The 19,898-nt window shown below is 65.8% G+C and carries 21 protein-coding genes and 2 pseudogenes; 13 read left to right on the forward strand and 10 right to left on the reverse strand.

Annotation, left to right across the window (positions count from 1 at the left end):
- Positions 1-21 precede the first annotated feature (21 nt).
- On the forward strand, positions 22-1,251 hold the full coding sequence (locus BHD05_RS07735; RefSeq protein WP_161885920.1) for a glycosyltransferase: 1,230 nt from the start codon (positions 22-24) through the stop codon (positions 1,249-1,251).
- 346 nt (positions 1,252-1,597) lie between these two features.
- Here the strand turns inward: BHD05_RS07735 and BHD05_RS07740 are convergent, their stop codons facing one another.
- The 8 genes from BHD05_RS07740 to BHD05_RS07775 are packed head-to-tail and all read right to left on the reverse strand — an operon-like array spanning position 1,598 to position 9,585.
- The gene (locus BHD05_RS07740; RefSeq protein WP_161885921.1) at positions 1,598-3,025 is read right to left on the reverse strand and encodes a dihydrolipoyl dehydrogenase family protein; all 1,428 of its coding nucleotides are present in this window, start codon (positions 3,023-3,025) and stop codon (positions 1,598-1,600) included.
- Complete coding sequence (locus BHD05_RS07745; RefSeq protein ID WP_161885922.1) at positions 3,022-3,378, reverse strand: ribonuclease E inhibitor RraB; 357 nt, start codon at positions 3,376-3,378, stop codon at positions 3,022-3,024. The genes BHD05_RS07740 and BHD05_RS07745 overlap by 4 nt, the downstream gene beginning before the upstream one ends.
- 4 nt (positions 3,379-3,382) lie before the next feature.
- Positions 3,383-4,180 carry a crotonase/enoyl-CoA hydratase family protein gene (locus BHD05_RS07750; protein ID WP_161885923.1) on the reverse strand — a complete coding sequence of 266 codons (798 nt, stop codon included), beginning with the start codon at positions 4,178-4,180 and terminating at the stop codon, positions 3,383-3,385.
- A 19-nt stretch (positions 4,181-4,199) separates the two neighbouring features.
- Positions 4,200-5,021 (reverse strand): arginase family protein, encoded by an 822-nt coding sequence (locus tag BHD05_RS07755; protein WP_236966711.1) that lies wholly within the window; start codon positions 5,019-5,021, stop codon positions 4,200-4,202.
- 47 nt (positions 5,022-5,068) lie between these two features.
- Positions 5,069-5,719, reverse strand: coding sequence for an NADPH-dependent F420 reductase (locus tag BHD05_RS07760; protein WP_236966712.1), 651 nt, complete (start codon positions 5,717-5,719; stop codon positions 5,069-5,071).
- Positions 5,720-5,777: 58 nt separating this feature from the next.
- Positions 5,778-6,791 (reverse strand): acyltransferase family protein, encoded by a 1,014-nt coding sequence (locus BHD05_RS07765; RefSeq protein ID WP_161885925.1) that lies wholly within the window; start codon positions 6,789-6,791, stop codon positions 5,778-5,780.
- A 6-nt stretch (positions 6,792-6,797) separates the two neighbouring features.
- Positions 6,798-7,535: a PspA/IM30 family protein gene (locus tag BHD05_RS07770; protein WP_161885926.1), complete on the reverse strand. Its 738-nt coding sequence runs from the start codon at positions 7,533-7,535 to the stop codon at positions 6,798-6,800.
- Between the two features lie 46 nt (positions 7,536-7,581).
- Positions 7,582-9,585 (reverse strand): TPM domain-containing protein, encoded by a 2,004-nt coding sequence (locus tag BHD05_RS07775; RefSeq protein ID WP_161885927.1) that lies wholly within the window; start codon positions 9,583-9,585, stop codon positions 7,582-7,584.
- A 180-nt stretch (positions 9,586-9,765) separates the two neighbouring features.
- Here BHD05_RS07775 and BHD05_RS07780 point away from each other — a divergent pair, with 180 nt between their 5' ends.
- A complete protein-coding gene (locus BHD05_RS07780) occupies positions 9,766-10,782 on the forward strand; it encodes a ScyD/ScyE family protein (protein WP_161885928.1) in 1,017 nt (338 codons plus the stop codon).
- Between the two features lie 30 nt (positions 10,783-10,812).
- Positions 10,813-11,721 (forward strand): annotated as a pseudogene (locus tag BHD05_RS07785) (IS5 family transposase).
- Between the two features lie 193 nt (positions 11,722-11,914).
- Here the strand turns inward: BHD05_RS07785 and BHD05_RS07790 are convergent.
- A complete protein-coding gene (locus BHD05_RS07790) occupies positions 11,915-12,616 on the reverse strand; it encodes a hypothetical protein (RefSeq protein WP_161885929.1) in 702 nt (233 codons plus the stop codon).
- A gap of 249 nt (positions 12,617-12,865) precedes the next feature.
- Between BHD05_RS07790 and BHD05_RS07795 the strand changes: the two genes are divergently transcribed.
- From BHD05_RS07795 to BHD05_RS07840, 10 genes are all read left to right on the forward strand, one after another.
- Positions 12,866-12,958 (forward strand): ribonucleotide-diphosphate reductase subunit beta, encoded by a 93-nt coding sequence (locus tag BHD05_RS07795; protein ID WP_161885930.1) that lies wholly within the window; start codon positions 12,866-12,868, stop codon positions 12,956-12,958.
- A gap of 243 nt (positions 12,959-13,201) precedes the next feature.
- The gene (locus BHD05_RS07800; RefSeq protein ID WP_161885931.1) at positions 13,202-13,870 is read left to right on the forward strand and encodes a hypothetical protein; all 669 of its coding nucleotides are present in this window, start codon (positions 13,202-13,204) and stop codon (positions 13,868-13,870) included.
- A gap of 16 nt (positions 13,871-13,886) precedes the next feature.
- Positions 13,887-14,102 carry a hypothetical protein gene (locus BHD05_RS07805; RefSeq protein ID WP_161885932.1) on the forward strand — a complete coding sequence of 72 codons (216 nt, stop codon included), beginning with the start codon at positions 13,887-13,889 and terminating at the stop codon, positions 14,100-14,102.
- Positions 14,103-14,231: 129 nt separating this feature from the next.
- A complete protein-coding gene (locus BHD05_RS07810; protein WP_161885933.1) occupies positions 14,232-14,453 on the forward strand; it encodes a hypothetical protein in 222 nt (73 codons plus the stop codon).
- Positions 14,454-14,484: 31 nt separating this feature from the next.
- A complete protein-coding gene (locus BHD05_RS07815) occupies positions 14,485-15,153 on the forward strand; it encodes a hypothetical protein (RefSeq protein ID WP_161885934.1) in 669 nt (222 codons plus the stop codon).
- A gap of 146 nt (positions 15,154-15,299) precedes the next feature.
- The gene (locus tag BHD05_RS07820) at positions 15,300-15,530 is read left to right on the forward strand and encodes a type II toxin-antitoxin system VapB family antitoxin (protein ID WP_161885935.1); all 231 of its coding nucleotides are present in this window, start codon (positions 15,300-15,302) and stop codon (positions 15,528-15,530) included.
- A complete protein-coding gene (locus tag BHD05_RS07825) occupies positions 15,527-15,928 on the forward strand; it encodes a PIN domain-containing protein (protein WP_161885936.1) in 402 nt (133 codons plus the stop codon). The genes BHD05_RS07820 and BHD05_RS07825 overlap by 4 nt, the downstream gene beginning before the upstream one ends.
- A 157-nt stretch (positions 15,929-16,085) precedes the next feature.
- Positions 16,086-16,484 carry a LiaF transmembrane domain-containing protein gene (locus tag BHD05_RS07830; RefSeq protein WP_161885937.1) on the forward strand — a complete coding sequence of 133 codons (399 nt, stop codon included), beginning with the start codon at positions 16,086-16,088 and terminating at the stop codon, positions 16,482-16,484.
- Positions 16,485-16,524: 40 nt separating this feature from the next.
- Entirely contained in the window at positions 16,525-17,415 is an 891-nt protein-coding gene (locus tag BHD05_RS07835) for a hypothetical protein (protein ID WP_161885938.1), read from the forward strand.
- Positions 17,416-17,529: 114 nt separating this feature from the next.
- Positions 17,530-18,966, forward strand: a complete 1,437-nt coding sequence (locus BHD05_RS07840) for a leucine-rich repeat protein (RefSeq protein WP_161887424.1) — start codon at positions 17,530-17,532, stop codon at positions 18,964-18,966.
- Here the strand turns inward: BHD05_RS07840 and BHD05_RS07845 are convergent.
- Positions 18,963-19,872: pseudogene (locus BHD05_RS07845) on the reverse strand (IS5 family transposase). The gene BHD05_RS07840 and the pseudogene BHD05_RS07845 sit on opposite strands and share 4 nt — an antisense overlap.
- Positions 19,873-19,898: the final 26 nt, after the last annotated feature.

Raw genomic sequence — 19,898 nt, forward strand, 5'->3', positions numbered from 1 at the left:
GTCCGGCAATACAGTGGGGGAATGAGGAGCACCGGAGCGCGCGTCGCGATGGTCTCCATGCACACCTCTCCCATCGCGGACGCCGGAACCCGCGATTCGGGAGGGATGAACGTTCTCCTGCTCTCGGTCGCCGCTCAGTTCGCCTCCCGCGGCGTGGAGGTGCACCTGCTCACCCGGGCGGAGGGCGAGCCGGTGGTGCGCGAGATCTCGGATGGCGTGCAGCTGCACGAGCTGCGCGCGGGGGGCCCGGGTCCGATCGACAAGCGGGCCCTCTCGGTCGTCGCCGATGAGTTCGGCGAGTCGGTCGCGGAACTGGGCCGCACCGGTGGCGGGTACGACGTCATCCACGCGCACTACTGGCTGAGCGGAATCGCCACCCTGCCAGTGGCGATCGAGCTCGGCATCCCGTTCGTGCAGAGCTTTCACACGGTCGCGGCGATGAAGAATCGCACGATCGCGCCGGGACAGGAGCCCGAGCCGGAGGCACGGCTGCGGAGCGAGATGTTCCTCGCCACCCAGGCGAACGCTCTCCTGGCCGGCTCGGCCTCGGAGGCCAGCGCCCTCATCGACGAGGTGGGGGCCCCGCCGGAGCGGGTGTGGGTGGTTCCTCCGGGCGTCGACCTCGGACTGTTCCGCGCCGATAGGGCGCCGGCCGCGAGCGAGTCGGTGCGGCGCGAACTCGGCATCGGCCTCGGACGCCCGATTATCGCTGCCGCCGGCCGTGTGCAGCCGCTCAAGGACCAGGCGCTCGCCATCCGCGCCCTCGCCGAACTGCACGCGCTGCGCGGCTGGGCGCCGGTTCTCGTCATCGCGGGGGAGTCCACTCCTGGGGACGCCGGCTACCTCGCGTCGCTGCGCGAGCTGAGCGTGCAGCTCGGCGTCGGTGACGACGTGAGGTTCGCGGGGGCGCTGTCGCGGGAACGGCTCGCCGACCTGTTCGCCGCGGCATCCGTCACGATCCTGCCCTCGCACAGCGAGACCTTCGGGCTGGTGGCCCTCGAGTCGGCCGCGAGCGGCACGCCGGTCGTCGGCTCCCGCAACACCGGGCTCGTCGAATCCGTCGCCGAGGGCGAGTCGGGCCTGCTCGTCGACACGCGAGAGCCGCGGGCATGGGCCGAGGCGGTCACGGTACTGCTCGATGAGCAGGGCGCGCGCGACCGTATGTCGGTGTCGGCGCGACACCACGCCGAGGGCTACACGTGGGCGGCAACGGCCGCAGCGATGCTAGGCGTCTACGCGAGCCTCGGCTAGCGGTGGTGCCTTCGTCCGTGGCGTCGTGATTTGCGTCGAGTACGTGGTTGTGGTCGTTGCGCGCGTGGCGGGAGCGACCATTACTGCGTAGTCGGCGCAGTACCCGGTGTCGCCTGTCCGTTGATCTGGGTGTGCTCGTGCGCGACGAACGCGCGCGAGCTGATGTCCTGCGCCTCCGTGGCGTCGTGATTTGCGTCGAGTACGTGGTTGTGGTCGTTGCGCGCGTGGCGGGAGCGACCATTACTGCGTAGTCGGCGCAGTACCCGGTGTCGCAGCGCGATCTGGCAGGTGAGACGAGCCGGTGGCGGGCGGAGTCCGCGCTGCGACCAGTCGGGTCGACTGCCCGTCAGGCGCTCGGCCGACCGTACTCCTCGAGCAGACGCAGCCAGATCTCGCTCATAGTCGGGTAGGCAGGAACCGCGTGCCAGAGTCGGTCGATCGGCACCTCGCCGACAACCGCAATGGTGGCGGCGTGCAGCAGCTCGGCGACATCCGGCCCGACGAACGTGACACCGAGCATCACCTGCCGCGACTCGTCGACGACCATGCGCGCGCGGCCACGGTAGCGGTCTGCGTGCAGGCTCGCGCCGGCAATCTGGCCGAGCTCGTAGTCGACGACGCGGATACGGTGTCCGGCCTTCTCGGCCGCCGCGGCGGTGAGCCCGACCGAGGCGACCTCAGGGTCAGTGAAGGTGACCTGCGGCACGGCGGCCTGATCTGCGGTGGCGACGTGGGCGCCCCACGCTTCGTCGCGCACCGGGGCGCCGGTCGCGCGGGCGGCGATGACGTCGCCGGCGGCCCTGGCCTGGTATTTGCCCTGATGGGTGAGCAGCGCGCGATGGGTGACATCGCCCACGGCGTAGAGCCAGTCGAAGCCGGGTGCCCGCAGGGTGTCGTCGACCTGGATCCAGTCGCCGGGGGTCAGACCGATCGAGTCGAGGCCGATGTCGCCGGTCACGGGCGTGCGTCCGGTGGCGACCAGCAGCTCGCTCGCGGAGACCTCGCTGCCGTCGTCGAGGTCCAGCACGAAGGCGTCGTCGCCGGAGCGGCGGACCCGCGTGGGGGACACCCCTGAGAGAATCGTCACGCCGAGCGCCTCCAGGCCGGTGGCGACGAGTTCCCCGGCGAACGGCTCGAGTGCGCCGAGTAGGCGGCCCCGTGTCACGAGGGTGACTCTCGTGCCGAAACTCGCGTAGGCGGTGGCCATCTCGGTGCCCACAACACCGCCGCCGATGATGAGGAGGGAATCCGGTGCGGAGTGTGCGCTTGTCGCCTCCCGGCTCGTCCACGGCCGGGACTCGGCGAGGCCGGGCACGTCGGGCATGAGCGCGGCGGATCCGGTACTCACGACGACGGCATGATTCGCGGTGATCTCGAGCTGGGTTCCATCGGCAGCGGTCACCCGCACCGCCTTCTTACCGGTGAGTCGGCCGCGACCGCGGAGCAGGTCGATTCCTGCCGACTCGAGCCAGCTCACCTGGCCGTCGTCATTCCAATTGCTCGTGAACTTGTCGCGGCGGGCGAATACGGCGGCCACATCGAGTTCGCCGGTGACGGCCTCCCGCGCACCGCCGACGCTCTTCGCCGCGCGAAGAGCGAGCCCGCTGCGGAGGAGGGCCTTCGACGGCATGCAGGCCCAGTAGGAGCACTCCCCGCCGACGAGTTCACTCTCGATGACGACTGCGCTGAGCCCGCCCTGCACGGCGCGGTCGGCGACGTTTTCGCCTGCTGATCCGGCTCCAATGACGATGACATCCCAGTTGGTGCGGGTCATGAGGTCCCTCCTAAGGTCGGGGGATAGGCGAGGGGTCCGCCCCATCCGTCGTAGCTGCCGTGGTTGCGCTCGATAACCTTGAACACCCGGCAGACCATGTCGTCGACCTCGTGTGCCTCGATCGTGGCGGTTTGCGTGACGCGCAGTTCGAACTTCGACCAGCCGCTGCGCTTGAGGCTCGTCGCGAAACCCTCGGCAGTGAGCTGCGCCCGCGCCGCGTCCGCCTCCTTGCGGCCGGTGAACAGGGCGAAGTGCTCGATCACCCGGGCGATATCGAGATGGTCGCCCATCTTGACTCGCTGGGCGAGCTGCTCCGAGTTCATCGCCCGCTGTGCTTCCAGGTCGCGCGCCATCGGGCTACCTGCCCACGAATTCGGCGGGACGACGGCTCAGGAACGCGTGCATGCCGATGCGCGAGTCTTCGCTCGCGGCGAGTTTCACCAGGGCGGGCTGCAGGCCGGCCTCGGCCGCCGCGTCTCCCTCGCGCACCGCGAGCCGGGCGCTGGCGAGCGCTGCCTGCACCGCGAGCGGTGCCTGCGAGGCGACTCGCTGGGCGAGCTCGAGGCCCCGCTCATACTGGGTGCCGTGCGGCACGACTTCCTGCACGAGCCCGATGCGGTGCGCCTCGGCGGCGTCGAACTGGTCGCCGGTGAGGATCCAACGCATCGCGTTGCCCCAGCCGACAGCGCGGGGCAGGCGGATCGTTGCGCCGCCGAACGGGAGGATGCCGCGCGACACCTCGATCTGGCCGAAGGTCGTCGAGTCGGCGGCCACGGTGATGTCGCTGGCGAGGATGAGTTCGATGCCGAGAGTGAGGCAGGTGCCCTGAACCGCCATCACGACGGGCTTGGAGAGCTGGGTGCCGCCGACCTGCCAGGGATTCATACCGCCGCCCGGCACGAGGTCGAGCCCGTCGGGGCCGATCCGTGGGCCGACGTCGGCGAGGTCGAGGCCCGCAGTGAAGTGCTCCCCGTGCGCGAACACGAAACCGGCGCGAAGCTCGGGATCGCGCTCGAGCTCACCGTAGGCGGTGGCCAGCTCGGTGATCATCCGGAAGTCGGCTGCGTTGCGCTTTTCCGGTCGATTGAGGCCGATGAGCAGCACGTGACCGTCGCGCTCGACGGTGATGAGGGGAGAGTTGGTGGACGAGTCCATTGCCAAAGCCTACGGCGACTCAGAGCTTCTTGGTGAGCGCGCCGATGACCCGGAGAATTACGGGAAGCTCATCGCTCGTCGCGGAGGCCGAGGCGGGCGCAAACTCGGTGACCCCGGCCCCGGCGAGGGGGAGCGTCCGGCGGGCGGCGGCGATGAGATCGAGCAGCTGCGCGAGGCTCAGCCCGAACGGTTCCGGGTAACCGACGCTCGTGAACTCCGACGGGTCGAGCACGTCGAGGTCGATGTGCAGGTATACGGATGCCGCGTCGGTGGCGAGGAGCGCTTCGACGAGATTCTCCGGGGTGATGTCGTTCGGTCTGAGCAGGTTGATTTCGGATGCGTCGATGAAGTCGCTCTCGGGATCGTCCAGGGCCCGGGTTCCGGCCAGCACGACCCGGGATGCCAGGAGCGGCGAGGCCGGGACGAGCTGCGCGGGACCGTCGCCCAGCAGTGTGCGCAGAACCATTCCGTGGAAGGCGCGGGAAGGGGAGGATGCCGGCGTATTGAGATCGGGGTGTGCGTCGAGCCAGACGACCGCGACGTCTCCCCGGACGTTCGCATGCTCGATCGCGGCGAGTTCCACGCCGCAGTCCCCGCCGATCGTGATCGTCGGACCGGTCGAGGTGCCGAGTGCCGCACGCATCCCCTCACGCACCCGCTCGATCGAGCTCAGCCGGTCCACGCCGCTGTCATGGCTCGAGCCGGCGCCGGAGGGCACCTCGACCGTCGTCGTCGACAAGGGCAGGTCGCCGCCGATTGCGATTGCACCGTCGATCAGGCGCATCGCGCGCGACGATCCTGAGCCTTGCCATTGGGGCACTACAACGAAAGAGGCGGTCACAGTGCAAGTGTGCCACGCACGCGGCCCTCGGCCACCTCGCTGTGAGGTTAGCGGCTGTTCTTGTCGCGAACAGCGTTGGCGATCGCCGCACGGAGCTCATCGGCGCTCTGCCGCGGGCCGTATCCCGGCTGGTCCCGCTCGATGCGCCAGCTGTCGTCGAGCGAGCCGACGTCGACGGCGTCGAACCCGAACCGGTCGTACAGGTCGAGGAGAACCGCCTTGGCCGTGTCGTCGTCGCCTGCGATCGCGAGCGCGCGCCGTCCTGGCGTACCCGGTGCCGTGCCATCGGTCGTAATCTCCGGCGCCGGGATGTGGTTGAAGCCCTTCACGACGCTGCTGTCGGCAAGATGGCTTTGAAGCAGCCCGGAGACGGTCGCCGATTCCGTGTCGAGAAGTTCGATGTTGCCGTCCCGCTGCGGGTAGTAGTTGTTGGTGTCGATTACCACCTTGCCCGCGAGCGGCGCCGCGGGAACCTGGTCGATGTTGCGCAGCGGAATCGTCACGACGACGACATCGCCGGCCTCGGCGGTCTCGGCGGTGGTGCCGGCCGTCGCCTGCGGGCCGAGTTCCGCGATCAGGTCGGCGAGCGTGTGCGGGCCGCGGGAATTGCTGATTACGACGTCGAAACCGTTTTGCACCGCCTTGCGGGCGAGTTGGCTGCCAATGTTTCCTGCGCCGATGATGCCGAGAGTAGTCATGGGGACTGCAACGTCGGCGGGCTCGGTTTCTTCCCGATTCACCCAGACCCCGTGCTGATCAGGCGGATACGCGGGACCGCGGCGACTGCGACAGCCGCGTCATGAGCCGCTCGAGCGGTCCGGCCCCGTAGATCGCGCGCCAGGCACTCGCGAAGACCAGCGAACCGACGATCAAGCCGATCAACAGCGGCCAGCCCGGGTAGGCGATCGCCCCGCCGCTGTCGTCGCTCAGCACGGTGAACGCGGCGAGGGTGACGATTTGCAGTGTGTAGAGGGTGAGGGCCATCGACCCAGCTGCTGCGATCGGCGAGAATACCGTGCGCGTCGCCCGGCTGATCGCCCGATCGTCGGCGGTCAGCCACAGCAGCATCCCGATCACCGCGACCGCGACGCCGCCGGACCCGAACACCTCCGCGGTGGAGTCCGAGTGCGCCTCGGCGGTCACGCCGGGCAGTACCAGAGCCGCCCCATAGCCGAGCAGCGCAAGAAGGGTGCCGCCGGCGACCATGGCACCCTGCGTTCTCGGGTTGCGCAGGTCCGAACGGGCAGCGATGAGCCCGACGACCAGGTAGGGCAGCCAGACCAGCGCGGGGTAATAGCCGGTGAGCAGGTACTCGGCGAACAGCGCCGCGACGGGTCCGGCATCCGCAGCCTCCGCCGCGATCGCGAGCCGGGGGGCAACGAAGGCGAACACGATCGCCAACGCAGCGAGCGCCCAGCGGGGCAGGAACAGCAGAGGCACCAGCAGCAGGAACATGATCCCGTAGTAGTCGAGGATGACCGCGATGCCGCTGTCGAGGGTGACCAGCATGATCCCGAGCAGGAACAGGATGAGCGCCCTCAGCACGATGCTGAGGGAGCGGTCGAGTCGCCGGACCCGGACGATCGGCCGCTCCGACCCCGTCATGATGCCGAGGGACACCCCCGCGAGGGTCGCGAAGAGGACCGAGGATCGCCCGTCGACCAGCAGCTCTGTGCCGCCGGCGCGGGGGACCGCGTGCGCGACGAACATTCCGAGAATCGCAAGGCCCCGCGCAACGTCGAGACCGACTATGCGCGGGGCAGCGGCCACGACGTGCTACTTCGCGATCGAGCGCGGCGCCGGGCTGCCCGCCTTCAGGGCCGCGAGTCGAGCGTCGAGTTCGATCTGCTCGTCGGATGCCTCGAGGGCCTCGAACTGCGCGTCGAGGCTTGAGGCGGCGAGCTCCTGCTGGCCGCGCACCTTTGCCTCCTCGCGGCGGATCTTGTCCTCGAACCGGCTGAGCTCGCTCGTCGGGTCGAGCAGATCGATCGACTTGACGGCATCCTGCACCTGGCGCTGTGCCTCAACGGTGTTCGAGCGGGCAATGAGTTCGTCGCGCTTGGAGGAGAGCTGCGCGAGCTTGCCGCGCATCGCGTCAAGCCCCGCCTTGAGCTGGTCGACGACGGCGGTCTGCGCTTGGATGTTCGGCTCCTCGGTGCGTGCCTCACGCTCGGCGGACAGCTGCCGACCGAGCGCGACCTTTGCGAGGTTGTCGAACTTGTCGGCGTCGGCGGAGTTGCCCGCTGCCCGCAGCTCGTCGGCTTTGCGGCTCGCGGCGAGCGCTTTGTTGCCCCAGTCGGCGGCGTTGTGCACGTCTTCGGCGTAATCCTGCTCGAGCAGGCGCAGGTTGCCGATCGTCTGCGCGATGGCGCTCTCCGCCTCGGCGATGCTGTTGGTGTAGTCGCGCACCATCTGGTCGAGCATCATGCCCGGGTCCTCCGCCTGGTCGAGGATGGCGTTGATGTTCGCCTTGGCGAGTTGCGCGATCCGTCCGAAGATTGACTGCTTGACCATTGTTGCTTCCTTCCGTTGTGGTGAGTGGTGTGTGGAAAGCGCCGGGCTAGAAGCGCCCGCGGCTGCTGCGCCCGGCCGAACGTCCGACCGAACGTCCGATCGAGCGGCCGAGGGAGCCGCCGCTGGAGCGGGAGCTTCCGCCGAAGCCACCCAGTGCGCCGAAGCAGCCCGAGCGGGAACGCCCGCCGCCGAAGCCGCCGCCGAAGCCACCACCGCGGCCCCCGATGAGCGCGCCGATGATGCCGCCGACCACGGCCTCGCTGACCCCGGGTCCCGTGAACATGCCGCGGGACGGTCCCACGGGCTGGTAGCTGGTCAGGTCGCTCTGGGCGGCGGAGATGGCCGCTCCCGCGAGCGAATTGGCCTGCTGGGCCTCGGCGAGAGCGGCCACGGGGTCGTCGCCGGCGAGCGAGACGGCCTGGTCCAGGCGCCTGTTCGCCTCAGCGAGCCTCGTCCGGGCGGTTTCGCCGACGCCGCCGCGGCGAGTGGTGATGAAGTCGCCCGCAGCAACGATTTGCCCCCGCGCGGTGGCGAGCGTGCCGTCGAGGGCGACCCGAGCGTTCTGGATGCGGGTGTGGGCATCCCTCGTGCGGCCAAAGGTTCCCTCGAGCTCCTGGTTCGCTGCGGTGAGACGCTCGAGCCGCGCGACCGGGTTGGCGAGGGTTGACGGGCTCTCTGCGACCGCGAGGGATGCCTCCGCAGCGGCGATGCCCGCGGAGAGCTCCGCCGACGTTGCCTCGGCCTGGAATGCCTTCGCCGCAGCGAGGTCGTGCCTGGTGTCGGCGACGACGGCGTCGAGAGACTGTGTCGCTTCGGCCAGCCGGTCGCCGAGAGAATCGATGGCGTCGAGCAGCTGACCGGCCTGAGCGACACTCGCCTGCACGGTCCGCAGTTGAATGGCAGCCGAGCCAGACTTGCCCGCCGCGATGGCGCCCTCCGCTTGCGACGCGGTGCGGCCCACGAAGGTGAGCAGCATCTCGGCCTGCTCCGTATTGTCCTCGACGGTCGCGACCGCTGCGGAGGAGTAGCGCTGCTCGAGCAGCCTGAGCGCCTCGATCGCCGCGCTCAGACGGGCCGCGGCCCTCTCGGCATCCGCCCTCACCTGCACCAGGGTCTGCGGCGCCGCCTGCTCGAGCGCCCGCAGCTCGTCGAACGCGTCAGCCTGCCGGTCGAGCTCGTCATCGGCCTGATCGCAGAGCTCGAGGATCCGGAGGAGCCCTGCGCGCGCCTGCTCGTCGGTCTCCGGCACGCCGTCGTCGAGGGTCTGCTTGATCCGGAACGCCTCGCCGACCTTGGTGCGGGCCGCCTCGAGCGCCTCCACAAAGGGTGCGGATGCCTCGGTGCCGAACTGCGCGACAGCGAACCCGAGCTCCTGCTCGCTCGTCGTGAGCGAGTCGTCGAGGTGGACGAGGGCGCGGCTTGCCCGCTGCTCGAGCTTGGTGAGGTCGGCGAGTTCTGCTGTGTGCCTGGCTGAGGCGCGCCGACGTCCGATCACAAGGACGATCCCGATCACGACTGCGCCGACGACAAGCACCCCGAGCACGAAGCCCCACGGAAATCCGGGGCCCTCGATGGCCTCGCGGTAGCCGTCGGCGGCGGCGAGTGCTGCGCCCGCCCAGTTTTCGTCGCTCAGCAGAGGCAGAAACTCGTTCTCGACCTCGCGGGTGGCTTCCGTATCCAGCTGGAAGTCAGAGGGATAGAAGATGTCGTAGATGCGTTCCTCGGTCGCAACCGCGAGCAGCACGTCGTCGGTGCCGAGCCCGTTCTGCTCGGCCGTGGCGGTCGCCCAGCTCTCGTCCGCGGCGACGCCATCGAAGGTCGCGACGTAGACGACGAAGAGCTGCGCCCCCGTGGCGTTGTAGAGCCGGTTGAGGGCCGACTCCACCTCCGCCTCCTGGCCGCCGAGGGCCCCGACGGTGTCGACGATCTGGGTGCTGCCGAGATTGACGGGCTGTTCGGCCTGTGCGGTCAGCGCCGGAACGACGACCGCCGCGAGGGCGAGCGCCGTGGCACAGAGCACCCGCATCAGGCGCGCGCGGTTCTGCTCCATGCGACTCACGAACTCCCTCAGCAGAAAACGACAAACCGTCGATGCGGCTCAGTCGGATTCTATCCAGCGGGGCTGTTGGTTCCGCGAGGGGTTGCGACGCGTTCGGCTTGATCCCCAGCCCGTTGACGTGCCGGCTGATCGGGCGCACGATGGCCGTCATCGCACTCTGAAGGAGTTGACATGCGCAGAAATCGAAGTGTCTTACTCGCCGCCGCAATGACGGCCCTACTCGCGCCGACGATACTGGCGCCAACGGCCGCGGGGGCCGCGCCGCCCCAACAGGAGGTCGAGGTTGAGCTGCTCGCCTCCGGGCTCGCGGGACCCAGCGGCGGTGCCATCGGGCCCGATGGTGCGCTGTACGTCGTCGAGGGCGCGGTTGGCCAGATCACGCGCATCGATCCAGGTTCAGGGGAGGCTACGACGTACGCAAGCGGCCTGCCACCAGCGGTTATCGGGATCGGTGGAGCAATCGATATTGTCTTCCGCGGCAACACGGCCTACGTGCTTGTCGCCATTGTCGGGTCCAACGTCGGCGGCGACCAGATCGACGGCATCTACCGGGTGGACGACGCAGACAGTTTCACGGTCATCGCCGACCTGGGCGCATGGTCCGCAGCGCATCCGCCGACCACACGGTTCGACCTGAGCGAGGGAGTCCAGTTCGCCCTCGAGACCAGTCGCAGCGGATTCCTCGTCACGGATGGGCACCACAACCGGGTACTGAACGTCAGCCGCTCGGGCGCCGTATCGGAGCTCATCCAGTTCGAGAACACCGTACCGACGGGTCTCGACGTCTTGGGCAACACCGTCTACCTGGCCATGGCCGGCGCGGTGCCGCATGCACCCGAGGACGGCACGGTTGAGGTGTTCGGGCTGAACGACCTCTCGCCGTCAACGGTGGCATCCGGCTACAGCCTGATTACCGACGTCGAGTTGGGACGCTGCAACGCGCTCTACGCGCTGTCCCAGGGTGACTCGCCCGGGGATGTCCCCGCCGGCTCCCCCGCGCTACCGGAGAGCGGCGAGCTGCTGGTCGTGAACAGAGACGGAACATTCTCTGTTGTGGCTGACGGGCTGAATCTGCCGACCTCGCTCCACATCGCGGGGGACACGGCATTCGTCGTCAGCCTGAGCGGTGACGTTCTGAAGATCTCGGGCCTGTCCGGGAACTGCGGGCAGAAAGTCTCCCGGCATTAGGGCGTGTTGCTAAACCCTTTTCTGGGTCGCGTGGGCGAGTCTTGGGTGGTGTCTCGTGATGTGGTTTCTGATGATGCTTGGGCTGTGATCGGGCCGTTGTTCCCGCGGGTGAAATCGACGGGGCGGCCGCCGGTGGATCGGTGCATGGTGGTCGAGGCCACAGCATGGCGGTTCCGTACGGGTGCGCCGTGGCGGGATATGCCGGAACGGTTCGGGAACTGGAACACGATCTACGAGAACTTCAACCGGTGGTCAGAGCAAGGTGTCTGGGCGCGGGTGCTTGAGATGGTTCAGTCATACGCGCAGCAGGCCGGCGACGTGGACTGGGTCGCGTCGATCGATTCCACGATCGTGCGTGTGCACCAGCATGGTGCGACACTTCCCCGGGTCACAGGGGGCATTACAGAATTACAAGAAATTCGGAGCGGAGCCGCTTGATCACGCGATCGGGCGCTCCCGGGGCGGATTGACGACGAAGAATCACCTGGTCTGCGACGGCCGTGGCCGTGCTTTGGCGTTCCTGCTCACCCCGGGCCAGTCAGCCGACACGAGCTGGTTGCAAGCCACTCTCGCTGAAATCCGTGTCCAAGGAGCCGCCGGTCGGCCCCGCACAAGACCGGACCGAGTGATGGCAGACAAGGGCTATCCCTCGAAAGCGAACCGGGCCTGGTTACGCGAACACGGCATCGCAGCGACGATCCCTGAGCGCGACGATCAGATCGCCCACCGCCGGAAGAAGCGTGGACGCCCCATCGAATTCGGTGACCACCAGAAGACCCGCTACCGCGGCCGGAACGTCGTCGAACGCTGCTTCGGGAAACTCAAACAATGGCGCGCATCGCCATGAGATCAGACAAGACCGCCCGCAACTACCACGCAGGACTCTGCCTCGCCGCGACCCTCCACTGGCTCACCAGCGGCTTTAGCAACACGACCTAGGGCCGCTCGACTCCGCTGACGACAGACTCGACCTTCATCGGCCTGCGCCTGAACCTCCGGATGAGGTGGGGAAGCAAGACCAGGAAGGCGATGAACAGAACCAACGCCAGCGCTTGAATTACCACCCAGAAGTGCCACCAGAACAGTGAATCAGACATGACTACCCCGCCCGTCTTTGTCGGTTTTCCACAGCTTATCCGTACGTGTACTGCGCGCCGCCAGATCCGACCGTGAGCTGGAGGAAGAAGGTGGTGGTGTACGGAACTCCGCAGACCTGCGCCTGCACCTCCAGCCGTGCTCGAGCGGGCCCGTAAACGTTCTCGTACTTCTTCTGGATGCCGAAGAAGTTCCGGTTGGTGCTGCAAGCACCGCCGATTGTGTACCTCGCCCCCCACACCTCGTCGATTCGGTCATACCCCGGGGTGACGTAGGTGAAGCTCGCGTAGAAGCTCATCGAAACCAACCCGTACCAGAAGTCGACCTTGCAGCCGGTGCGGCGAGACTCTGACCCGGAAGTCGACGAGGCGCAGCCAGAGATCGCCTGAGTGGAGAACCTTTCCGTCGACTGGTCAGCCGGCTGCTCAACTTTGAGCACGTTCACCGAGCCATCCGAGTAACGGTTCACAGTCACGTCGTTACCGTCCTCCTCGTACGTTTCGGTGGCCACCGGCGTGTTGTCGCTCGACGCCGCTTCCCATGTTCCGCCGGAGAGGTGCTTGGCGATGAGCTTCCCCTGCGCCCCCTTGCCGACCCCGTACTCGTCGAAGAAGTCCCTGAGCTCGGCGAGCTCCGGGTTCCCTGAGTTATCTGGCTGGAGCGCTGACGCTGGAGCGACTACTCCCATGGTGAGCACGAGGCCCACCACCAGAGCGATCACAGACCGTTGCTTGATCATTATTCTCCTTCGGCTTGTAGCTGACTGGTTGTCGCTATTCGCAACTTAGCGACTGATTCTCGGCTAAACAGTTCCCCTAAATGAGGACACCGATCCGGTCGATTTTGTGCATCGGCGGCCGCCTCGAACTTCGACCCCGCATAGTCACCGAGAGGAAGCACACCGCCGGGGTCACCTCGGCCGCACACCACACAGTCGACTCGCACCTCTGCCGAAACGGCCTCACACCCCAACCCGAAGGACACCACCATGGACATCACCCGCAACTCGCAGGACAACGTCGGCGGCTACGACATCCCCGTCGACCCGATGGACCTCCTGCAGTGCGACAGCTGCCAGTAACATCTCGCCGCAGCGTCCAGCTCGTCCAAAGCTGACACCAGACAAAGGCCCTCGCCTCCGCCACCTCCGGCACGGCGCGGGCCTTCGTTGTTGAAAGCATGAGCTGAGGTTCACTCGTTGTATGGCCCCAGTTCGGGGGGCACACTGCTAGAGACTGATTGAGCAATGCTTTGGACGTGGCGACGACGCCACGTTGACAAAGACGATGGAGAACTCATGACAACGCAACCCCGCAGATGGACAATGAAGACACTCGTCACCGCAGCAATCGTCGGAGCATTCATCGTCGGAGGAGCCGTGTCACCGGCCAGCGGCGCCGAAACGGACCTTTCCGCAACCGCACTTGAGTGGTTCCGGGCGAACCTCACCTCGACTACCGACATCGCGAAGTTCGACGGGTTGACGGCAGAGCAGCAGGCGACCCTCGCGAGCTACCTGCTCGGCGAGACGGACCCTCTCGGGAAGATGTCTAAGAACACGCGACGTGCCGGGGACTTCGAGCTGCGAACCAGCGCCGAGTCAACGCTCGCCCCGTCAAGTGCCACCACCTCAGAACTGTCCACGACCGCCGGCGCGACCAGAACTGTGAGTGCTTGGGAGTCGTTCCTGTTCGCCGGGATCACCATCTCCAAGACGACGGTAAGCGAGACGTACTACTACTCGGGGATCTATGCCTCAAGCATCGCTACCTACTCGTGCATCCTCAACGCGAACTATGACCCGTTCTCGTCGGTGACCACCTCGAAGTCCGGATCGTACATCAGCTCAGGAAGGGCAACCGCCGAGTGCAAGGTTGCTGTAAAGCGAGGGGTACCAACCCCTTGGGGCACCATCGCATGGAGCCCCGTGTCGAACGTTCAGTTCGTGACCGGAACAGGAAGTGGCTCAGTGTACAGTCACGGATGGCGCTGAGAGTAGGATCACGCACATGAACCCTCTGATTCCTGCAGTCAGCGATGTCCTCTGGGCGCTCGTCTTCATCCTGAACCTCGTTCTGGTTGTCGTGGCGCTTGTCTCCTTGGCGAGAGACAACGACAAGCGTGGATGGGTCACCACAGTGCTGATGATCTTCATCCTGCCGATAGTTGGGCCGATCGTGTCCCTGATCGCGGCACGGCTGCGAAGGGCGACCCCGGCGCGGTAACCTGATCCACTGAACGGAAGCAGATCCCGTCACGAGTGATGAGCACTTCGTGACGGGATTTTTGCAGCGTCCACAGTATCGCCGGGATGCTGGGCACAGCCCCAGCCGTTACCCGGCGACAGCCTAAACATGAACACCCCCGACCTTCTGATTTCCGACCCTGCCGGTCGCGTCAACGCCGAGAACCAGAGGTCGCAGGATCTAACCCAGACGCTGATCGACACGGTCCGTGTGGCTGTTCACGCTCTCGGGGACACAGCTGGGGTGAGCGTCCACGACGACAGCCCCGCCGGTGAGCTCTACGTCGAGTTTGCCGGCCAGAACTTCCTCATCCGTGTGGAGACTATGTGACCATCGGAGCCGCTGCCGCACACCCGTAGTCATGACCAACCTGAACCACTCTGAACTGTCAGAGAAAGCGAAGAACCAGACCCGCAACGACGATGTCGGAGTCACCGACGACACATCCCGTTTCGCTGTCGGGAAGAAGTCTGAGAACCCGCCCGGGCTCCTCACCCGCGTCGGCCAGGAAGGCGACACTGCGCCGTCCGTCGTCGAGTTCAACCGCGTCCGCAACGATGCCTACGGGAAGTACACCGGGGACACTGTTGAGGACCTGAGCCAGATCCGGGACGCGCTCAGAGAAGTTCTCTTCGATGAAGAGCACTATGCGACGCTGGCCGGCCCCGCCGGAGACGAAGCATGGCAGGAGTACCGCAAGGTCACCCTCACCACCCTGTGCGCGTGGACTGCGAAGTGGCACCCGACTGCGGCAATGATCCGGCTCGATGAGTCCGACGCCTCCGAGAACGTGTTCTTCTCCATCACCCTCATCGACAAGCTCGGGGACCCGATCGACACCGGCGACGACTTGGAATTCGAGCCGGTGACCGACGAGCCCAACGCCCCCGAGATCGGTGAGCTCGTCGCCTCGTTCGACTGCGACGACTTCCATTCCGTCGCCCCGTACGCCATCCAAGCCCAGACCTCACGTTGGACGGGCTGGGAAGCTCTCATCGACCTGTCCGAGGCACCGCGAACACTCCGGTAACGGAACAGAAGTCGCCTCCGCAGAGAACATCTCCGCGGGGGCGATTTCTTGTGTCGGCTCCCCGCTCAGGCTTCGATTTCCCCAGCCGGCCTGCTGAAGTCACGCACCCTTCTTATATACTCGCCTATACACCGACCGGGAGGGGCATGATGGCCATCACGTCAATCGATATCGACCAAGACGAACTGAAGACAGCGAAGCAGCTGACCGGAGCCAAGTCCAACCGGGAGACTGTTGACCTTGCGCTCCGGACGCTGATAGCGGTTCGCCGGCAACCCGCAGCTGTCGAGCGGATCATCAGCCGCAGTTTCGAGCCCGAGCAGATCGACGCGCCCACCATCACCCCCGCAGGGACTCGGCGTGCCGAACGCCTATGACCACTTTCCTCATCGACAACAGCGTCTGGCAGAAAGCAGCCACGAGCCCGGCCATCGCTAAACGGGTTCGGGAAATCTCCCCTCAGCATCTCATCATCACCTGCCCGCCCCAAGTCTTGGAATACTGCCACTCGGCAAGATCACCTCAGGAGTACCGTGAGCTCCGAGAAGACATGGACGGTCTTCTCGCAGCGTGGGAGCACCCGACAGCTAAGAGCGCCCTCGACATCCAGCAGGCCCTGTGGGACAGCGGGCTGGTGCGCGCCGCGGCGGCCTTCGACTGCCTCATCGCTGCGTACGCCGTAGCCAACGACGCAGTCATCCTCAACTCCGACCACGACTTCAGCTACATCGAGGCCGCCACAGGCGGCGCCGTCCGCCAGGAGTACATCGGCTGACAGGGCTACGCGGTCCGGGGCGTCGCCATGCGATCTGAGAGCAGTCAGCGACGTTCCAGCGCTCCGGCGCAATATCCGCGGAACCTGCAGCGGCAGCTTATCGCGAAATCGCTGGCGCCTACGCATGGTGCAGGAGAGCTAGACGAGAGGCCTCGCCGTGAAACTGACCACCCTTGTGAAGATCCTGTTCCGAGCGATCGCGATCATCGCGCTCGGAGGGTTCTTCCTCCTGATGTACCTGCGTTCGGACGAGTTCCCGATCATGACCTACTGGCCGGTCGCATTGGTCCTCGTGGGCGTGTGGGGGCCGGCGTCATCGAAGGAGTCCCGTGTCTGGGGGACACTGTTCTCAGTGACCGGTGCGGTGCTGTACCTGTACAACCTGGACATTCTGACCCTTCAGGTGGTCATGCTCTACTGGCCGACGATCCTCATCACCGTCGGCGCGTTCACCCTCGCCCGCAGCCTGATCGCATGGATCTCCTGGAACCGGGTCATCGCTGCGGAGATCATCCGCACCCGGCAGAGCGCCCAACCGAGGACGCTGTTCAGCTGATCGGGGCTGTGCAGTAGTTGTCGCCGCACACCTCTTAGGTATGACCACGAAACGCGACGACCAGAACGTTCTCCGCCACGGCAACGGGACCTTCGCAACCGACCCGAAGGGTGAGAACACCCCGCTGGGTGCCACCGGCATCCGCCGACGCACCGCTGACGAGCTCGGCATCCACGAGTCGATCCTGATGGCACCGTGTGCGCAGCAGCAGACGTACGAGTCCCTCCATTCCAGCTTCGAGCCGTACCGGCGCGCGGTGGACACCGAGGGGTACCTCGCCCAGGCGAAAGCTGCCGGGGACACCGAAGCGATCGCCCGGTTCACCATCCCCCGGAACACGGAAGACGCGATGGAGATCTCCGGCGAGTTCTTCGCCGAGTCCCTCCCCCTGCTGACCCCGGATGAGATCGCACCGTACTGGGACCGGGCGTCGTCCGCGATCGAAAGCGGTGACACTTTCGAGCTGAACCGTGCACTGCTTGAGGCATCTCTCGCCAACGATGACGCTCACCCGGTGCGGCTTGACCCGAGCTGGCGTCTTCCCGGCGTCCGAGCCGAAGAGGGCTTCTACGAGTCGGCGAGGCTGGTGGGTGAGAAGCTGGCCACGCTCGCCGACCACAACATCGCCGCGATCAACAAGCTTGTCCGCTCCGACATCGACGAGGCGAAGAAAGCCGGCTGGCTGCCAGCGAACCTCGAAGTGTCCGTCCGCAAGAGCCAAGGCAGCATGAACATGCTCGTCACCAGTGTCCCGGATGAGCTCCAAACTGAGCCTCACCCGGCTGGTGAAATGTGGGTCAGGCAGAGCAAAGCAGCGAAAGAGATCGAGTCACGACTGACGCAGGTCGCGCAGCAGTACGGCACGTTCGAGAACGACACCCAGCAGGACTTCTTCAGCAACAGCTTCTACGTGAGGGTGACCTTCAAGTAGGAGGGCGTCTCGAGCTGCCCGCCGGCGATTCGTCTCCGGCTTCGTCCATGTCTACGCATGGTGTTCATCGACAGGACGCGGCACGACGCGACCTCGACGCCGAGGAGAAACACGATGATGCACAAGGCCCGCCGGCTCATTACCGCGATTGTTGAACGCGCTCGAGGTTTCACCCTGGTCGAGCTGCTGATCACGGTGGTCATCATCGCTATCCTCACCGCGATCGCTGTCCCCGCGTACATCTTCGTTGTCGCGAACGCGCAGGACTCAGCAGCGAAGCAGCAGCTGAGTTCGGTCCGCTCCGCTCAGCAGATCCACCAGACGACGAAGAGCGTGTTCGTCGGGGGTGCTCAGCTCGCCTCCTCCGGTCTGCTGAAAGTCCCTGCCACTGTGAGTGTCGCTGCAAGTTCTGCCGGCGACTGTTTCACCGCGATGTCGTTGTCTGATTCGAAAAAGATGTTCTGGGTCGACAGCTGGACCCCTTCCCCGACGCTTTACTCCCCCGGGGTCTCTGTTAGCGACTGTGTCCCCTTGGGCGGGATGGCGACCGACCTGAACCCGGCAGCACCGAACGCGCAGTCCGACTTCACGTGGACGACAGCCTCCGGGTTCGCCACAGTCACCGGGTACACCGGCACCCGCGCCGACGTCGTCATCCCAGACACCTTCACGAACGGGGCTGGCAGCTACCCGCTCCGCACCATCAAGAACAGCTCATTCACCGGCAATACAGTGATAAAAACGGTTGTCATCCCAGAGGGTGTGAAAACCGTGGGTTTCGACGCTTTCAGCTACACGAACCTCACTTCAGTAGTCCTCCCCGAGTCGCTGACAGGGATCCAGAGCTCGGCGTTCCGAGGGGCGAAGCTCAGCACCGTCAGCATCCCCGACTCGGTTACATACATTGATTACGGTGCGTTCAGGGACAACGCCCTGACCGCGGTCAAGCTCCCCGCAGGTCTCACCGTGGTCGCAGATCAGACCTTCATGGGCAACCTGCTCACATCGGTAGATATCCCTCAGACAGTGGCAAGGATCGGCATTTCCGCGTTCAGCACGAACGATCTCACTGGTGTAACCCTCCCGTCCGGGTTGACCATCCTCGACCAGAACTCGTTCTTCAGGAACGAGATCACCTCGATCGTGCTGCCGAACGGGCTCACAACGCTTGCACTGGCTTCGTTCGGAGACAACCTGATCTCCACCGTTGTCATCCCGCCCAGTGTCGCGGTCGTCGGCTCGTACGCGTTCAGCAACAATCCCGTAACCTCGCTCACCATCCCAGCGGGAGTCACAACCATCGGGTCGTATGCGTTCCAGTCCTCGATGCTCACCGCAGTCACCTTCCCGTCATCGGTGACCTCAATCGGCGCCGAAGCGTTCAGATCATCAACACTGGCGAACGCCTACTTCGAAGGCGGTGCCCCAGCCACATTCACGACCAAGGGCACTTCCGGGTCCCTCGGAAGTGCAGCGACGGTTCGCCACCGCTCCGGCGCGACCGGGTTCACCAGCCCCACATGGTTCGGGTACACAACCGCGGTCTACTAGGTCGTGTTGCTAAAGCCGCTGGTGAGCCAGTGGAGGGTCGCGGCGAGGCAGAGTCCTGCGTGGTAGTTGCGGGCGGTCTTGTCTGATCTCATGGCGATGCCGCGCCATTGTTTGAGTTTCCCGAAGCAGCGTTCGACGACGTTCCGGCCGCGGTAGCGGGTCTTCTGGTGGTCACCGAATTCGATGGGGCGTCCACGCTTCTTCCGGCGGTGGGCGATCTGATCGTCGCGCTCAGGGATCGTCGCTGCGATGCCGTGTTCGCGTAACCAGGCCCGGTTCGCTTTCGAGGGATAGCCCTTGTCTGCCATCACTCGGTCCGGTCTTGTGCGGGGCCGACCGGCGGCTCCTTGGACACGGATTTCAGCGAGAGTGGCTTGCAACCAGCTCGTGTCGGCTGACTGGCCCGGGGTGAGCAGGAACGCCAAAGCACGGCCACGGCCGTCGCAGACCAGGTGATTCTTCGTCGTCAATCCGCCCCGGGAGCGCCCGATCGCGTGATCAAGCGGCTCCGCTCCGAATTTCTTGTAATTCTGTAATGCCCCCTGTGACCCGGGGAAGTGTCGCACCATGCTGGTGCACACGCACGATCGTGGAATCGATCGACGCGACCCAGTCCACGTCGCCGGCCTGCTGCGCGTATGACTGAACCATCTCAAGCACCCGCGCCCAGACACCTTGCTCTGACCACCGGTTGAAGTTCTCGTAGATCGTGTTCCAGTTCCCGAACCGTTCCGGCATATCCCGCCACGGCGCACCCGTACGGAACCGCCATGCTGTGGCCTCGACCACCATGCACCGATCCACCGGCGGCCGCCCCGTCGATTTCACCCGCGGGAACAACGGCCCGATCACAGCCCAAGCATCATCAGAAACCACATCACGAGACACCACCCAAGACTCGCCCACGCGACCCAGAAAAGGGTTTAGCAACA

Source organism: Marisediminicola antarctica (assembly GCF_009930795.1).
GTDB classification, from domain to species: domain Bacteria; phylum Actinomycetota; class Actinomycetes; order Actinomycetales; family Microbacteriaceae; genus Marisediminicola; species Marisediminicola antarctica.

Bases quoted from the DNA above. Each gene is read 5' to 3' on its own strand.
- BHD05_RS07760 (WP_236966712.1), bottom strand. From the start codon at position 5,719: ATGACTACTCTCGGCATCATCGGCGCAGGAAACATTGGCAGCCAACTC.
- BHD05_RS07780 (WP_161885928.1), top strand. From the start codon at position 9,766: ATGCGCAGAAATCGAAGTGTCTTACTCGCCGCCGCAATGACGGCCCTA.
- BHD05_RS07800 (WP_161885931.1), top strand. From the start codon at position 13,202: ATGAAGACACTCGTCACCGCAGCAATCGTCGGAGCATTCATCGTCGGA.
- BHD05_RS07835 (WP_161885938.1), top strand. From the start codon at position 16,525: ATGACCACGAAACGCGACGACCAGAACGTTCTCCGCCACGGCAACGGG.
- BHD05_RS07820 (WP_161885935.1), top strand. From the start codon at position 15,300: ATGATGGCCATCACGTCAATCGATATCGACCAAGACGAACTGAAGACA.
- BHD05_RS07775 (WP_161885927.1), bottom strand. From the start codon at position 9,585: ATGGAGCAGAACCGCGCGCGCCTGATGCGGGTGCTCTGTGCCACGGCG.
- BHD05_RS07745 (WP_161885922.1), bottom strand. From the start codon at position 3,378: ATGGCGCGCGACCTGGAAGCACAGCGGGCGATGAACTCGGAGCAGCTC.
- BHD05_RS07795 (WP_161885930.1), top strand. From the start codon at position 12,866: ATGGACATCACCCGCAACTCGCAGGACAACGTCGGCGGCTACGACATC.
- BHD05_RS07810 (WP_161885933.1), top strand. From the start codon at position 14,232: ATGAACACCCCCGACCTTCTGATTTCCGACCCTGCCGGTCGCGTCAAC.
- BHD05_RS07840 (WP_161887424.1), top strand. From the start codon at position 17,530: ATGATGCACAAGGCCCGCCGGCTCATTACCGCGATTGTTGAACGCGCT.
- BHD05_RS07790 (WP_161885929.1), bottom strand. From the start codon at position 12,616: ATGATCAAGCAACGGTCTGTGATCGCTCTGGTGGTGGGCCTCGTGCTC.
- BHD05_RS07770 (WP_161885926.1), bottom strand. From the start codon at position 7,535: ATGGTCAAGCAGTCAATCTTCGGACGGATCGCGCAACTCGCCAAGGCG.
- BHD05_RS07825 (WP_161885936.1), top strand. From the start codon at position 15,527: ATGACCACTTTCCTCATCGACAACAGCGTCTGGCAGAAAGCAGCCACG.
- BHD05_RS07805 (WP_161885932.1), top strand. From the start codon at position 13,887: ATGAACCCTCTGATTCCTGCAGTCAGCGATGTCCTCTGGGCGCTCGTC.
- BHD05_RS07750 (WP_161885923.1), bottom strand. From the start codon at position 4,180: ATGGACTCGTCCACCAACTCTCCCCTCATCACCGTCGAGCGCGACGGT.
- BHD05_RS07815 (WP_161885934.1), top strand. From the start codon at position 14,485: ATGACCAACCTGAACCACTCTGAACTGTCAGAGAAAGCGAAGAACCAG.
- BHD05_RS07735 (WP_161885920.1), top strand. From the start codon at position 22: ATGAGGAGCACCGGAGCGCGCGTCGCGATGGTCTCCATGCACACCTCT.
- BHD05_RS07740 (WP_161885921.1), bottom strand. From the start codon at position 3,025: ATGACCCGCACCAACTGGGATGTCATCGTCATTGGAGCCGGATCAGCA.